This is a genomic window from Cognatiyoonia sediminum (assembly GCF_900129845.1).
GTDB lineage: Bacteria > Pseudomonadota > Alphaproteobacteria > Rhodobacterales > Rhodobacteraceae > Cognatiyoonia > Cognatiyoonia sediminum.
Window position 1 is genome coordinate 751,897 of sequence record NZ_FQXB01000001.1, and the last position, 14,156, is coordinate 766,052.

A 14,156-nucleotide genomic window follows, 5' to 3' on the forward strand; every position below is an offset into this window, starting at 1 on the left:
CACTGCCTTACTTGACGCGAAACAAGGGTAAACTGGTATTCCGAAGGAGGATTCCCAAGGCTCTGACAAATCGCTTTTCGAAGACCTTCTTTGAAACACGGTTGCTCAATCAAGAAACAGGCGCTGCACAAGTGGAAGAACATACAGCCCTGATTGCTGCCTTTGATCGTATCGTATCTGACGCTCTGAGCGGTGAACCGTCAGCCCAAGGCGATGCGGCTATCGAACGATACATCGACGCCACCCGAAACCGGTTGACCGATAGGAGAACCCAGAAGGAAGTCTGGGAGGACTACAAGGTCGAAGCTCGAAACCTAGTGCGCTCGGTACATATTGGCGGTGCGATTGTAGACGATGAACTTGAGGATGAAGCAAGGAGACTTGTGGCCGAAGACCTTGAGCGGAGTGGTGCTGACCCGATGCTCTACAAGGCCGTGGTCTTGCCCGATGCTGAACCCCCAGAGCCAACGGTCGGGGATGCCGTAAAGTTCTATGAGAAGGAAACCGTGGGTGAGAACCCTAAGAAGTCCGCGAACGACACATTCAAGAGGGCCGTGAGAAGGCTTGAGGCCACTTGGGGGCCACTCGATATGATTCCTCTCGTTGACCTTAAGAGGCAACATGCGAGGGACGTGAGAGACAAGCTAGCGGCTGAGCCTAAGTACGGTGGTGGGCCTCGTTCGCCCAACTCAATCCAGCGTGAAGTCAATTCGATGAAGTCGATCATCGAGACAGGCATTGTGGAGTTTGACCTTCAAACAAAGGTTTCTAATCCTTTTAAGAACTTAAAGATCGAAGGTGCCGTGGAAAGTAGAGGTGCGGCCAAGTCTGAATGGGAACTGCGGGAACCACTTCCCTACGACATACTCAAGTCCACAAGGCATCGTATTTTGAACCGCACAAGAATTATAGAACTCAGACACATATGGAGACTTCTTCAAGCGACAGGGTGCCGTGGTGCAGAGATTTCAGGGCTGAGAGTAGATGATGTTGATCTCGAACATGATGTGCCACATGTTTGGGTTCGCTGGAACGACGAACGGTCAATCAAAACCAAGTCTTCAATCCGCCCTATCCCACTCTTGGGTGACGGTTTGTTGGCCGCTAAGGAGGCCGTAGAGATAGCCGGTGAGAACGAATATGTCTTTGCCCGATATGCAAAAGAAGGCGGACCGGATAACGTATCAGGAGCATTGATGCGGCATATGCGGGAAGTGACCAAGGAAGATGTGCATGTGGTCTATTCCCTTAGGCACAACATGAAACAGTGGCTTGGGCTTGCAGAAGTGTCTGAGCGTGAAGAAGACAGACTTCTGGGTCATACCCAAGATGCCGTTGGGAACCGCCACTACGGTGGTCTACTTGAACGGCTAAGAGGGACAGCAAACGCTTTAGAGGCGGCGCTTGGTCAATCTCCTGAAGACATTTGGGAAGTTTAACGCTCACCTTCACTGGCCGATGGGTCATCCCTCAGCGACCGTAGTCGTTCCACCTTGCGGAGGTCGTCTAGGGTAGCCGCTCTGGTGGGCCTCTTGGGTTCTTCTGGTTGTGGTTTACCGAGGGAGAGGACTTCTCGGATTGAGGTGCATCGGTCGAAATCGGAAACGCGTTTCCGTTTTACCTGAGCAATCCGAATGTAGTTTCTTGCGTGTCTGTCAGTGAACGAGCAGTCCCTCCTTACCCACGGTGTGAACTCTCCGTGTGGCAGTTCTTCCTTCACCTTGATCAGAACCTCTCCGATCTCAGCGGCTTCCTCTTTATTGTTCAATTCCCTACGCAGAACGGCGCGGTGCTTCATGTTAACCAATTCGGCCCACATCGCAGACCTCGTGAGGGCCACGTCATGTTGTGTCATAGATTTTCCTTGGGGTGTTGGTGCCGCTGCTCGGACTCGAACCGAGACGCTGTTACCAGCAACAGATTTTGAATCTGTCGTGTCTACCATTCCACCACAGCGGCACAGGCGTGGGTGTTCATGGTTTCGTCAATAAGCTGCTTGAATGGAAATCGTAGGGGTAGCTATAGATAGGTCTGGGCATGGCTTGGTGAACGACTGTTTCCATTTGTGCCCGCGAAAGCAAGAAACAAGCGAGGTGGACAATGACTGACGGAAAAGAAATTGATCGAGTAGAACTAGTACTGGGGTTAGCCCGCTTGATTTGGGAAAGCGAACTTTCGATAGGTGACTACTTCGATACTGTGGGCATCCAACCAGACGATGATCTTTTCACAGAGTTGTATGGTATCTTTACTGGATGGCATAATCCAAATACGTAGCGTTCAGAAAACGGTCGTTACGTTTTCTCATTGATCGAAGCAAAAACCCCTACCACCTGATTAAGGCAGTAGGGGCACTTTTTGTTTAACCTCTTTGGTTACGTCTCTGAGCCTCTAAGGCCCTCTTGTATATTCTCTCGTTGAGTTGCTTTCTCGCCCACTTCTCCATCTGTTCATCTGCGACCTCTGAAGCAGTCGGTCCTTGAACGGTTCCTTCAACGATCTGATTGCAGTCGGGATTGAAGCGGCGACCATATGGCCCTTTCGACCCATGAGTAACCTTTGGTTGGTATGGTTTAGGCACGGTCTGCTCCTTAAGCTTAGCTGAAGCTGATGATTTGCTGTTTGACAGCGACTTCCCAACTCACAGGTGTCCCGTTGACGTTCACGAAGAGGCCACCTTCAGGTCTATCTGAGAAGGAATAACCTGCATCGGTCAGCAACTCCTTCACACGGTCGGCTTCATAGCGGTCCATCTGAGGTAGATAGGTCTGAGCCATCTCCTTAAGACCATCGGAGTTGTGATTAACGAAGAAGTCACGGGCCGCTTGTTGCATGTCAGCGGCATGTTGAGGGTTCTCCGCAAGGAAGGCTTCTAAGGCGTCTTCATTATCCACGCCAGCATCCGCCATGATGTCCATGCCGCTGCCATAGGCCCCTTGCCATAGACCCTCGATCTTGGCGTAAACCGTAAAGGTGGATTCACCGTCTGCCATTCTAGTTTCCCCTTATCAAATTTACGAAAGAATTACGCCACTTCTCGGCATCGTAGTCGAGCAGGCTTCCTTGGTTGAAATACCAAAGACCGGCGACCAAACACCGAAAAATATCCTCGGCATTGTCGTCGTCTTCATTGTGTATAGCTATTGTTAAACGCTGATTGGTTGGAAGTCTTATAGATTGGACGTAACACGTCTCAGAATTAGTGTTTAGTCGCATTATATCCGACGCGGCAGTGCTATCAAAAACATCCAAAGCATTTCTGTTGATACGTTGATCTTGAATATAATTCGCACCAGAAGCGAAATAGAAATCAAGAAGCTCTAAGTCTTTCGAGCTATCAAAGAAAGTGACAAAATCTTCTGTCAGTAATTCATAGGTATTGAGCAAAGAGATTATAGATGAATCCAGGAGTTTGTCATTGACCTTCGTCGCGGCGTAGAAACCGTCATTTTGCAATTGAGAAGCTAGTGATTTCAAAGGGAGAGTGCCTGCACACAGAGCAAACAAGGCAAAAATAAATCGGCCAGTGGACATCAAATTTCTTTCGTTGGTCTATGTGTTGAATAGTTAGAAGAAACGTAAGAGTAAGGCGAGGTATTCCTTGCTTTCAGCGCTCCGAAATAAACATGATAAGGTTACAGTTATTGGCAAGGGAAGATGAAATAAATGCGTTGCAGGTTATTCGGATCGTTCATCTTTGTCCTAACGTTATCATTTTTTTTGCTCCAAAAGGTCATGCCTAGGGAGATCCACTCATCAACTTGGGGCGCTTAGTCGAGGACGCGTTTAGGCTTCAGTTTGACAGCCCCGACTATATTTCCTCACAAAGGAACCGCGAGCTTCAAAACCGGCGTCCTAGCGGAGGCGATATCGGTGGTCATTCCATCAATGGTAATAGTGTCCGTACCTCTAATCGCCTTGTCTCCAATTGGTCCACCCGTTGATGACTTTACGGTGGACATAACGTCACCACTGAGGGGAGTCTCTTGGTTAGCCGTGTGGCTGAGAGGGACGTCACGGCGGATGGGACCAGTGCCGTTGATTTCGATACCCCCTTGCCCGACCTCTGTTTGTGGAGCGTGGGCGATTGATTGAGGGGCATAGTTAGAAGTGTTTGCTTCGGATTGGCCGGATGCGGAGACCCAGCCTTAAGATTTGTTCGTGTCTGTCATGATGATGCTTTCTATAGGAGTTAGTCGGCGTCGCCGCCGAAGTCACGGTGGTTGATGATGGTTTCCAATCCTGCGGCCATGAGTGCCGCCAAGACCTCAGCCTTAGAGATTTCCTTGCCGGTGGCATTAAGGTGCCGCGATTGGAGCATGTTGATGATGGCCATTTGGTCGGTTCTGATGCGCGTCGATACCCAGCTTGGGCGGTCGTTCCAGCGACCTCGTCTATGGTCGGCCATCTGTTTGTGAATTGCGTTAAGGACGACACTTCCTTCAGCGTTCAGGAAGTCGATTGGCTTGAAGAGTTCAAAGACACGGCTCCGAAGACAACGAGACCAGCGGCGGCGGTTCTTGTCTCCAACCGAAGTGGCGTTTGACCCTGTAGGGCGTTGATAGTGAGTGTTCATGCTGAGGTCTCCTTGCGGAATTGCTTTGGCATTGGCCCCTTACAAAAGGCCGTTTTGAGAGGCATTGGATTGAAACAGAGGGTATCCCCCCTGTAGACCTCCAAGAGGCCCTCAAAGTGGGGGTTTTCCTCACGCAGAATGGCAACCAGATTGGTAAGGTTAGGACCGTGACCAACGACCTCATGGCCGAGGGATGATCTTGCGCGACCCTTGAAGTGGTACTCACCGGCGTTGCGGTGAACCTTTACTTCATCAAGGTCGATGCGGATGGTTTCTGTCATATCTTTCAGTCCTTGTTCAAAGGTGGATTGAGGGAAAACGAAAAGACCCCGCCGGTTGGACCGACAGGGTGAACGTTAGGTTGGATTGGGGGTGGTTTAGGTAGCTATGCAGTCGTGCTGCTGGTCTGTGCTTTGGGACAACTTGTGAAAATTATAGAAAGCACCCCTCGACACACGTCTCGGTGCAACCTCTCGGCCCCCTCTCAGGAACCTCTATGGGTTCACCGAGAAGGAGCGCGGAAAGGAACTGAATGCACCATGACGTAGTGCGCCAAAAGTGAAGCCGCCTCGTCTACGCTTGGTTGAATGTTGGTCAGTCCGTGAGCTAGTGGCGACCTTCATCAACCGCTCAGAAGCGAAACTCACTTAAGGCTAGTTTGGGGATTTTTGATACGGCGGTGACTTTAGCCCACTCTGTCGAGCCGTTCTAAGACCCGCTTCACTTGTGACGCTTGCCAGACACCGCCACGCGCTGTTGGAACCTCGGAGGCGTTCAAGGTGTCAGCAATGGCTCTAAGGGATGCGCCCTGTTTCCTTAATGGTTGCACAATACCGGCAACCTTATCGGCTCTCGCTTTGGCATTGACTTGGATAGCCGCATTCCGCCTCATGGTCTTATCACGTAGACCACCTAGCCTCGGCTTGGGGATTGGCATGTTGTTCCTGATCGCCTCCTCCTTCGCTCTACGTTGCTCCTCTTTAATTGGAGCGAGGGCCGCTTTTGTTCGCATGGAAATGAACTTGCGTTCTTGTTCTGCGAGGGCCGCATAGATGTGGAGTTCAAACAGGCCTGCGTTGGGCATGGAAGCAACTCTTAGTTTCACCTTGGGGTCATCCATGAGGTTGGCGATGAAGGAAACCTTTCGGCTCAGCCTGTCTAGTTTAGAGACCAGCAACTCAGCACCGGTCTTCTTTACCAGTTGAAGTGCTTCGGCGAGCATCGGTCGGTCATCATCTTTACCACTCAGGTGTTCTTCAAATTCACCTATGACCTTGAACGGTTCTTCGGAGAAGTTCTCCAAGAAGATAGCGATGTCACGGTTCTGAGCCTCAAGACCCAGACCAGACTTGCCTTGGTCCTTGGTGCTGACCCTGCGGTAAATGACATACTGTTTCAAAGGTGAACCCCTCCAACGATGATGTCAGAGGGGCATAAAACATACCCGTTGCAAATATCAACGAAGGTTGTGCATGTTACAGTTTTATTGCTGGCGTTGCTTTTCTTTCGTTAGTGACGATCACGCTGAATGCAGGAGTGTCGATGACGAACTCACCACGTAGTCGTGTGAAGCCATAGTCCTTGAAGCGGTCCATCCCGCGTGTGGTGAGGATAGAGAAGCGGCCAAAGCGGAGATCAGAGATAATCTTGAAGGTGTTCATTCAGGTTTCATTGAGGGAGTTACCGTGTGGCTCACACTTACATGATTTCCGATCTAGAGCCTGTCACACCATTGAATTCATCACAGAAATGAGACCTTCCCACAGGTGGAACCGTCTTAGGATACCCCCCACCCCCACACGGGGGAATAGCAGAGCTCTCTATATATCTCTGACTGTCAAATTTTTGCGGTGAAAATATACTGGGTTCCATCTCAAGGTGCCTATGATGCTTGGCTAGGTGAACGCTCATAGGGACACACTACTAGGGAGAGACCCATTAGGGTTCAAACACGGCATCATCAACACCCTCCAACAACTTTAGACATACCTGATAGAAATCACTGTCTTAGAGACACCGTCAATCCACCTAACGGTCCAACGTAACGGGTCACCTAGAGTGTACCGTAACGGGTCAACTTAAGGGTCACCTTTAGTGGTCTAACCTATAGGTAACCTTTAGTCCACCTAGGGCTAGTTGTGGGGTTAATCAGAAGGGTCAGTAAAACAAGGGGGCTTAGAGGTGACCCTTCCGGGGTACTCCTGTTGTCGATAGGAATTGATGTAGTGGCTTTCGAAGACGCCACTCTTATTTGTCGGGTCAACAAAAATTCGCATTCAGAGTGATCGCCACAAAGCATTAAACTCTAAACAACCTCTAAATCGTTGAGCAACTGACCGGTGGTTGTATTCAAGATGGTCAGCGTATCATTGTGCCCAAAATCAAAAACAACATCATCGCCAACGTTGCTGGCAAAGTCACTAATCGCTTGTTCCGATGTTGAGAAGATGCCCTCAAAACCTCGAAGCTCAATTGTATCAACGTTGTTCTCAAAGTCGTTTATGACGTCGTTTTCATTATGACGATAGAAGCGGAAAGTGTCTGCACCCGCACCACCATTGAGAATGTCGTCAGAGTTTCCGCCGTTCAGGATATCAGCTCCGTCCTCTCCATAAAGCTTATCAGCTCCGTCTCCACCGCTCAAATAGTCGTCACCTTTGCCACCCTTGAGGATATCAGTGCCCTGTCGGCCATAAAGCTTGTCGTCGCCGCCCGAGCCCCAAATCTCGTTCGAACCAGTATCGCCAAAGAGGCGATCATCATAATCGCCGCTTCCTCGGATGTTCTCAATCGACGAGTACTTGTCGCCATCGGTATTTTCACCCGACACCAAATCTACGAACACAGCTGAATTTCGGTTCGAGTAGTCGACACGATCGATACCATCACCGCCATAAAAATAATCAACATCTGTCGAGTCGTCCCGAAGGTCATCGTTGCCTTCTCCACCAACAAGGTAGTCGCTGCCCTTACTTCCTCGAAGTAGATCATCGCCAGAGCCGCCATAGAGATAGTCGTCGCCGTGGCCACCGGCGAGATTGTCATTGCCAGCCAATCCATAGATCGCGTCATTGACCTCTGTTCCGTCGATCGCGTCAACGCCACTCGTTCCAACTGTTTCGACACCGCCGTCTAAGAAATCAACGTCGTTCTTAAGGGCATTTATGCCGATGCCTTCGATCGTTAGACTGTCGTTACCCCCGAAGTCAAACACGACATTGCCTGAGACCGAGCCGTCATCAACAACAAATTGTTTTAAGCCCTCCCATGAGCCAAAGAGCGCACCGAAGTTGCCGAACTCAATCGTATCAACGTTGTTCTCAAAGTCGTTAATGACGTCGTTTTCATTGTGACGATAGAAGCGGAAAGTATCAGCCCCGGCTCCACCTTTAAGAATGTCGTCAGAGTTTCCGCCGTTCAGGATATCAGCTCCATCCTCACCGTAGAGCATATCAGCCCCGTCTCCACCGTTCAGATAGTCGTCATCTTTGCCACCCTTGAGGATATCAGCGCCCTGTCGGCCATAAAGCTTGTCGTCACCGCCTGAACCCCAAATCTCGTTCGAACCAGTGTCACCAAAAAGTCGATCGTCATAATCTCCGCTTCCTCGGATGTTCTCAATCGAGGAGTACTTGTCGCCATCAGTATTTTCGCCCGACTCCAAATCTACGAACACCGTCGAGTTACGGTAGTAATAGTCGGCACGGTCGGTGCCGGAGCCACCATAATAAAAATCAACATCTGTAGAGTCATCCCGCAGGTTGTCATTGCCGTCGCCACCAACAAGATAGTCGCTACCCTTACTACCTCTAAGCAGATCATCTCCATCACCGCCATAGAGATAGTCGTTGCCATGTCCGCCGCCGAGATTGTCATTACCAGCTAAGCCGTAGATCGCATCATTGACATCTGTTCCGTCGATTGTGTCATCGCTACTCGTGCCAACTGTTTCGACACTCCCTCCAACAACGTCAAAGTCGTTCTTGAGTGCGCCTAAACCAATTCCCTCGATCGTTAGACTGTCGTTGCCACCGAAGTCGAACACGACATTGCCGGAACTTTGCCCGTTATCGACTACGTATTCCTGAAGTCCTTTCCAAGAACCAAAGAGCGCTCCAAAGTTCCCTAGTAAAAGTGTATCACTGTTGTTCTCAAAGTCCTTTATGACGTCGTTCTCGTGATGACGGTCGAAGCGGAAAGTGTCTGCACCTGCGCCGCCATTGAGGATGTCATCTCCGCTCGTACCATTGAGCGTATCTTTACCATCCTCACCATAGAGCTTGTCGGCTCCATCGCCACCGTTCAGATAATCGTCGTCTTTGCCGCCTTTGAGGATATCAGCGCCCTGTCGGCCATAAAGCTTGTCGTCGCCGCCAGAACCTTTGATCTCGTTCGAACCCGCGTCACCGTGGAGTCGGTCGTTACCGTGTTCAGAACCGAGGATATTCTCTATACCAATGAGAATGTCGCCGTCTGAACTGTCGCCGTCTTTGAGGTCTACCTCTATGCCATCATCACGTCCGAAGTATGAAACTTCGTCGACGCCTGAGCCTCCATTGAACACATTTTGATCGGTGCTATCGTCGCGCAGGTAGTCATCGCCTGCGCCACCGATCAACTGGTCCTGTCCAGACCCACCATAGAGCCGATCATCACCTTTGCCACCCAATAAGATGTCGTTTCCACTGTTGCCGTAGAGTGTATCTGCGCCGCTCCTACCATCGATCAGATCACCGCTGCTCCCTCCATTGATTGTTTGTGCGGAACTGCTGCCAGCCAAAACATCTGTCACATTCAGAAATTGCAACTGAAGACCGTCCGCGAAGGACATTTGTTCTAAATGTTGATAGTGATCCCAATGGACATCAAAGTCCCCAGCCGCTCGAATGACCACCCTGTCAGAAATGCCGCCATGGCGAGCAAACGTCACATCTTCAAGTAACAAGTCCCCAAACACAAGTTGGTCAAATCCACCGTTTTCCGTTTCATACCCAATTCCAGCGTACCCTGACGTGCTATCCACATAGTAAGTGTCATTACCCGAGCCGCCTTTTGCGATCTCGTAGGTGCTGCCATTGTTTGTACCTATGGATAGGTAGTCGTCGCCGTTCCCGCCATAGAGTTTGTCAACGCCGTTGCCTCCCAACAGGACATCGTTGCCAGTGCCGCCCCAAAGCGTGTCCTTCCCTCCGGCACCGTCCAAAATCAAATCGATTGTTGCTAAAACTGCACTGATCTCGTTGTTTCGCGAGTCACCATAAACGCCATTATACGCGTTGCCGCTGATCGTTTTGTTCGCTGATCCTGCCTTCGAGATGTCAAAGTACTTAGCGGCCACCGAACCATCTTCTTCAGCAATCCAAGTGATGTCGGCGCCGCTGGTCTGCTTTTTCAAGCCGTTGCGTTCATAGTCGAGTGCGATATCCCCAACGCCGCCTTCGACAACGTATGAGCCGTTCGTCATGGTGCCAAAATTAAGTTCGCTACCATCATGCTTATACGATGCAAGCCCGTGCAGCGTATTCCCAAAGACCTCGATGTCATTGCTCTGGTCGTCAAAGCCAGTGCCATCATCGTATGTAAGAGCGATTTCAGTGATGCCCCAATCATCAAGTGTCCGGACTTCTCCGTCGCCGATCTCGTTTCGGCCATCCTGATTGAGATCTTGCCAAATTTTGAGCTCAGACCAAACGGTATCAGATGAGTTTAGAACGCCATCACCGTTGCCCCAGCCATTTTTGCTCTCAAGGATTGCAAGCGCTTCAAGATCAGTAGCAGTGAGCATTCTGAAAAAGGACGCAAATGAAAACCCAAACAGGCCTGATGCAACGTCGTCACTTCGTTCAAAATCAGAAAGCGAAAGCCAGTCGGTCCAGACAATCTCTTTTCTACTTTTGATTGTACCGTTAGCACCCCCCGCAACGCGTTTGTCGTTCTCGTCCAAGTCAATGACTAAGAAGCCGTCACCACCTGTTGCCCAAGACCCTTGTTCAAGGTAGCCGTCTTCGTCCCAATCAAAAAGCGGGCCATCGCCAAAAGCGACCTCGACACCATCACCATCTAGGTCAAGAACAACTGGCTGTACCCCTCCTTGGTCAAAATCGTAGGTGACTACATAGTCGTCGTTAGGACCAATGCTTGTAGACCCCAAATCAGCCTCGGGCCCTTCCGTATCAAAAATACTATCGTTTGCGTCGTACACGGTGCCATGAATAACGGCGTCGCCATTTCCGAGGGTTAAATTGGTCCCCCCCGAGGTCGTCTGTCCTGTAGATGTGGAGGAAGTAATTCCGTCGTTTGAAATGACAGAGGTTTGGGTGGTGCCCGAAGATGAATCATCATCGCTTGGAGGGGTCGTAGTTGGCGTTCCCTGTTGCTCCGTCGCCAATTGATCAAGGCCATTAAATTCGTCACCACGGAAGATCGTGGAACCTCTACCACCGGTTAATTCTTCAACGACTGACTGGGGCACAATCGCGCTGCCATAATAGACCGATACTTGATTGCTGCCATTTACCCCACCGTCAATATCGATGAGGTCTCCGAAGCTGCCATTGTAGCCGACACGCCCGTTGACTTCTGCATCTACGGTTAAGTTCCCACCGGATGCCCCGGCAGTACCACCAACATGGACATCACCGTCTTCGAAAGTGACTCCTGCTTGAGCCTCTCCGGCTAATCCTACGCCACCAACTGGTGTGTCCACATATACACCATAATACGCACCAACGCCTACATTTCCCCCGGACACGGATACCATATCGAAGACATGTCCTGCATTGGGATCAAATGATAGAGTTAAAGATCCACTTAGTAGCGCCGCACCGCCCACAGTAATGTCAATTTTGCCGCTTGTTGGTTGATAAGATGCGGAAACCTCACCGCCAACAACAAAGCCACCCTTTAGACGAAACAGGTCATCTTTTGTAACACCACCGTTTAATGTATATGTTGATAAATTAGTGTTCCTCCGGCGAATGTTGGGCCACCGCTGAACTCTATACCAACATGGTCATTTCCAAATGTGATTTGGTTAGACGCTTCATTTTCTCCACTTAAGGTCTTTTCGGTAGTCATTATCTATTCTATCTATTCTGTCCAAATTTTTTGCGCATATAGGATACCAAGTGCCATCCGGTTAGCCCTACCCAAAGCAAAAACAGCCACATTGCGGCCATTCCAATTATCTCTCGGTTTTCCGGAAAAGTGCGATGGACAAAAACCAAAACGAAACCGAAAAAGTAGTAGCTAAGAATAGTTAAAATGAATGTTGTTTTGGGCCAACGTTCGAGAAGCTGTCTATAAATCCGCACTTCAAATCTCTTTTCTTCTGTCGACTGACACTTTGATTGATATTCCTCTTTAAAATCAACGTCGAGTTGATTTTGGGCGAACTTTTTGTTTGCGACAGAAACAATCGAACGGTCCAAATCGCATAAAGCCCTAATATGTAATATCCGATTTGCACGTCCAAAAACTCATTTGGGCTAGTAGAACTTTTAATGATACACCATTCTGAACGCGTGAAGTTTGAGCATGTTCGACAAATTGATGATCCTGTTAAATCTGCGGTGAGCGAGGAACACCAATACTTAGTCTCGCTCAGTTTACTTAGCAAACCAGCAACTCGCACAGTCGACAACGTTTGCACACATCAAGGTCAGACAAGTCCACTCTAAGTACCCCAAATTGGAAAGGAATGTACCACTTGCACGACGAAGTCCGGCCCTCATTAAACCAAATTTTCCTTTCCCTAGCCCACCTTTCCGAATGAATTTCACTAAAGCAATTAGACAAATCCATGCCAATTGTCTCTTTGCACGTGAATTCGTGAGGCACTGTCACATGAAGTAGCCTCTAGTTGACCTGTCGTAAACTAGTTACGAAGATTTTTTCCGCTTGCCATTTAGATCTCGCCACGACTACGTTGGGGGAACTTTTCGGGGAACACACTGCAGCTTACAAATATTTTATTGATCGTTTTCAACGAGATATGAATGAGGATTAATCCCAGTCCGTGCCTACCGCCGGAGCCAATTCTTCCAAGATTTGATCAGATGGCGCGCGACTTTGGCCTAGTTGCTAAGGTAGCGGAGAGACTCAGCCAGGCATGAGCACCTAGCATCCATCTCTCAAGCATCAGATGTTCAAATTGCAAGACATGGCATTTGATCAACTGACTTTTACCAAATCATCCGGCTTCCATGTTTGATCGAAGAACTCCACCTCGGCGCCATAGAGGCGAAGCACAGCCATGAAATGTCTGTTAGGTATTGTCTGGATGAAATTGGTGTCGCCAACATTCTCAGGCTGTTGGGGGCCAAACCATATATCTACCGAACCGTCTTCGTTCGTCGCGACATCGTAATAGCTGTTTGTTGATGGCAACAACTGATCGGTCTCAGGCATCGTGCCGTCGGTTATGTTGTAGGCGGTCACAGCCCAAAAGAAAGCCGCGGGCGGATGTGCCGGAAGGCGCATTCTATAGGTATTAGACCCATCGAGGTATCTACCGTTTTCATCACAGAATGCGACCGGATACTTGGAACCTGCTCCGATTGTGCGCTGAACCATGGCAGGCGCTGAAGAATAGGCATATTGGAAGAAAGCGGCCCGCTGATCTATATCGAGGTAGCTTTCTTGCATCCATTCAGCCGTCGCCGCGGCCCAAGCGCGAAGATATTGCCTATCTTCGTAGTAGCGATCGCGGCCATCGGCACGACCTAGTTGGCGGTTCGCAAGGATCATCCGAGGCGCCACTTCAACGGCCTTTGCCAAGAGCTCTCTTTGTCTCTGATCAGGTTCAAACGTGAGACCTTTGACGATCCCGATAGACGCTAGAACGCCTCGAAGTTCCGGTGTGATCGCCGACGTCGGTTCATAATCAACAAAGTCTTTCAACTTATCCCAATACGTCGCATCGACCGGATACATCATATCAACGCGCTTCCCGCTCGCATTCGGGAATTCCATCGCGCGAATTTCTTTCTCTTGAGCCCAAAGAGGATAAATGCGGGTCTTTTCAGCAAGAGCGACAGCGGGAGATGGGTCCGGCCCCTTCTCTCCTTTCGCCATGACGGTTCTGAAGAACAAGAACACGTTGTATGTTGGAGACTCAAAAGAAAAATAACTGTCCGGTACATGCCCATCGTAGTTCGGCGGCAGCAACAAATACAAACCACCGCGCGCGCGGTCAGGACCGATAGCACCTACATCTGTTATCGTCCGTTGAAAGAAATCTGTGAACATACCGATAACATTCGCTGGCGCAGCCACCACCAGCGGACCGCTCACCTTCAAATCCAGATATGACATCGAATAGATGACGTCTGCATTTGGGGTTGGCACCCAAGTCCGACTATCCATCCGATCTTTCCAAATAGGTAAGACATTATAGCCAGTGCCAAACACGGCTTCTGACCCGTCACGCATACCGATAACGTTCAATGCAGGTAACATAGTCTGATAGGCGTAAATGGCGCGTTGATAGAACTGCTCATCTCTGAGGGATTGTGCTTCGTCTGGATCAAGCCAGTTGCCATCGTTGACTTGCTCAACAAGCGGCGGTGAATGCAATCCA

General features: G+C 49.8%; 12 protein-coding genes and 1 tRNA gene. 2 read left to right on the top strand and 11 right to left on the bottom strand.

From position 1 onward, the window contains the following. Positions 1 to 131 precede the first annotated feature (131 nt). Positions 132 to 1,439, top strand: a complete 1,308-nt coding sequence (locus BUA85_RS03770) for a tyrosine-type recombinase/integrase (RefSeq protein WP_165611580.1) — start codon at positions 132 to 134, stop codon at positions 1,437 to 1,439. Here the strand turns inward: BUA85_RS03770 and BUA85_RS03775 are convergent. Next, positions 1,436 to 1,855, bottom strand: a complete 420-nt coding sequence (locus BUA85_RS03775) for a DUF3102 domain-containing protein (RefSeq protein ID WP_083526170.1) — start codon at positions 1,853 to 1,855, stop codon at positions 1,436 to 1,438. The two genes, BUA85_RS03770 and BUA85_RS03775, sit on opposite strands and share 4 nt — an antisense overlap. Positions 1,856 to 1,873: 18 nt before the next feature. Continuing rightward, positions 1,874 to 1,959 (bottom strand) — tRNA-Leu (locus tag BUA85_RS03780). Between the two features lie 141 nt (positions 1,960 to 2,100). Here BUA85_RS03780 and BUA85_RS16740 point away from each other — a divergent pair. Next, positions 2,101 to 2,277, top strand: coding sequence for a hypothetical protein (locus BUA85_RS16740; RefSeq protein WP_165611581.1), 177 nt, complete (start codon positions 2,101 to 2,103; stop codon positions 2,275 to 2,277). A 320-nt stretch (positions 2,278 to 2,597) separates the two neighbouring features. Here the strand turns inward: BUA85_RS16740 and BUA85_RS03785 are convergent, their stop codons facing one another. The 9 genes from BUA85_RS03785 to BUA85_RS03825 all read right to left on the bottom strand — a co-directional run bounded on the left by BUA85_RS03785 (position 2,598) and on the right by BUA85_RS03825 (position 14,152). Next, positions 2,598 to 2,993: a hypothetical protein gene (locus BUA85_RS03785; protein WP_072899430.1), complete on the bottom strand. Its 396-nt coding sequence runs from the start codon at positions 2,991 to 2,993 to the stop codon at positions 2,598 to 2,600. A gap of 1 nt (position 2,994) precedes the next feature. Next, complete coding sequence (locus tag BUA85_RS03790) at positions 2,995 to 3,534, bottom strand: hypothetical protein (protein ID WP_072899432.1); 540 nt, start codon at positions 3,532 to 3,534, stop codon at positions 2,995 to 2,997. Positions 3,535 to 4,192: 658 nt separating this feature from the next. Then, on the bottom strand, positions 4,193 to 4,576 hold the full coding sequence (locus BUA85_RS03795; RefSeq protein WP_072899433.1) for a hypothetical protein: 384 nt from the start codon (positions 4,574 to 4,576) through the stop codon (positions 4,193 to 4,195). Next, the gene (locus tag BUA85_RS03800) at positions 4,573 to 4,857 is read right to left on the bottom strand and encodes a hypothetical protein (protein ID WP_072899435.1); all 285 of its coding nucleotides are present in this window, start codon (positions 4,855 to 4,857) and stop codon (positions 4,573 to 4,575) included. The genes BUA85_RS03795 and BUA85_RS03800 overlap by 4 nt, the downstream gene beginning before the upstream one ends. A gap of 404 nt (positions 4,858 to 5,261) precedes the next feature. Continuing rightward, positions 5,262 to 5,975, bottom strand: a complete 714-nt coding sequence (locus BUA85_RS03805; protein ID WP_072899437.1) for a recombinase family protein — start codon at positions 5,973 to 5,975, stop codon at positions 5,262 to 5,264. Positions 5,976 to 6,051: 76 nt separating this feature from the next. Then, positions 6,052 to 6,237, bottom strand: a complete 186-nt coding sequence (locus BUA85_RS03810; RefSeq protein WP_072899439.1) for a hypothetical protein — start codon at positions 6,235 to 6,237, stop codon at positions 6,052 to 6,054. A 644-nt stretch (positions 6,238 to 6,881) separates the two neighbouring features. Next, positions 6,882 to 11,336 (bottom strand): calcium-binding protein, encoded by a 4,455-nt coding sequence (locus BUA85_RS03815; RefSeq protein ID WP_072899441.1) that lies wholly within the window; start codon positions 11,334 to 11,336, stop codon positions 6,882 to 6,884. A gap of 325 nt (positions 11,337 to 11,661) precedes the next feature. Then, positions 11,662 to 12,006: a hypothetical protein gene (locus tag BUA85_RS03820; RefSeq protein WP_072899443.1), complete on the bottom strand. Its 345-nt coding sequence runs from the start codon at positions 12,004 to 12,006 to the stop codon at positions 11,662 to 11,664. A gap of 742 nt (positions 12,007 to 12,748) precedes the next feature. Continuing rightward, complete coding sequence (locus BUA85_RS03825; protein ID WP_207548127.1) at positions 12,749 to 14,152, bottom strand: DUF1254 domain-containing protein; 1,404 nt, start codon at positions 14,150 to 14,152, stop codon at positions 12,749 to 12,751. Between the last annotated feature and the right edge of the window lie 4 nt (positions 14,153 to 14,156).

Excerpts from the sequence above, each read along its gene's own strand:
- BUA85_RS03775 (WP_083526170.1), bottom strand. The coding sequence starts at position 1,855 with ATGACACAACATGACGTGGCCCTCACGAGGTCTGCGATGTGGGCCGAA.
- BUA85_RS16740 (WP_165611581.1), top strand. The coding sequence starts at position 2,101 with ATGACTGACGGAAAAGAAATTGATCGAGTAGAACTAGTACTGGGGTTA.
- BUA85_RS03785 (WP_072899430.1), bottom strand. The coding sequence starts at position 2,993 with ATGGCAGACGGTGAATCCACCTTTACGGTTTACGCCAAGATCGAGGGT.
- BUA85_RS03790 (WP_072899432.1), bottom strand. The coding sequence starts at position 3,534 with ATGTCCACTGGCCGATTTATTTTTGCCTTGTTTGCTCTGTGTGCAGGC.
- BUA85_RS03795 (WP_072899433.1), bottom strand. The coding sequence starts at position 4,576 with ATGAACACTCACTATCAACGCCCTACAGGGTCAAACGCCACTTCGGTT.
- BUA85_RS03800 (WP_072899435.1), bottom strand. The coding sequence starts at position 4,857 with ATGACAGAAACCATCCGCATCGACCTTGATGAAGTAAAGGTTCACCGC.
- BUA85_RS03810 (WP_072899439.1), bottom strand. The coding sequence starts at position 6,237 with ATGAACACCTTCAAGATTATCTCTGATCTCCGCTTTGGCCGCTTCTCT.
- BUA85_RS03815 (WP_072899441.1), bottom strand. The coding sequence starts at position 11,336 with ATGGTATCCGTGTCCGGGGGAAATGTAGGCGTTGGTGCGTATTATGGT.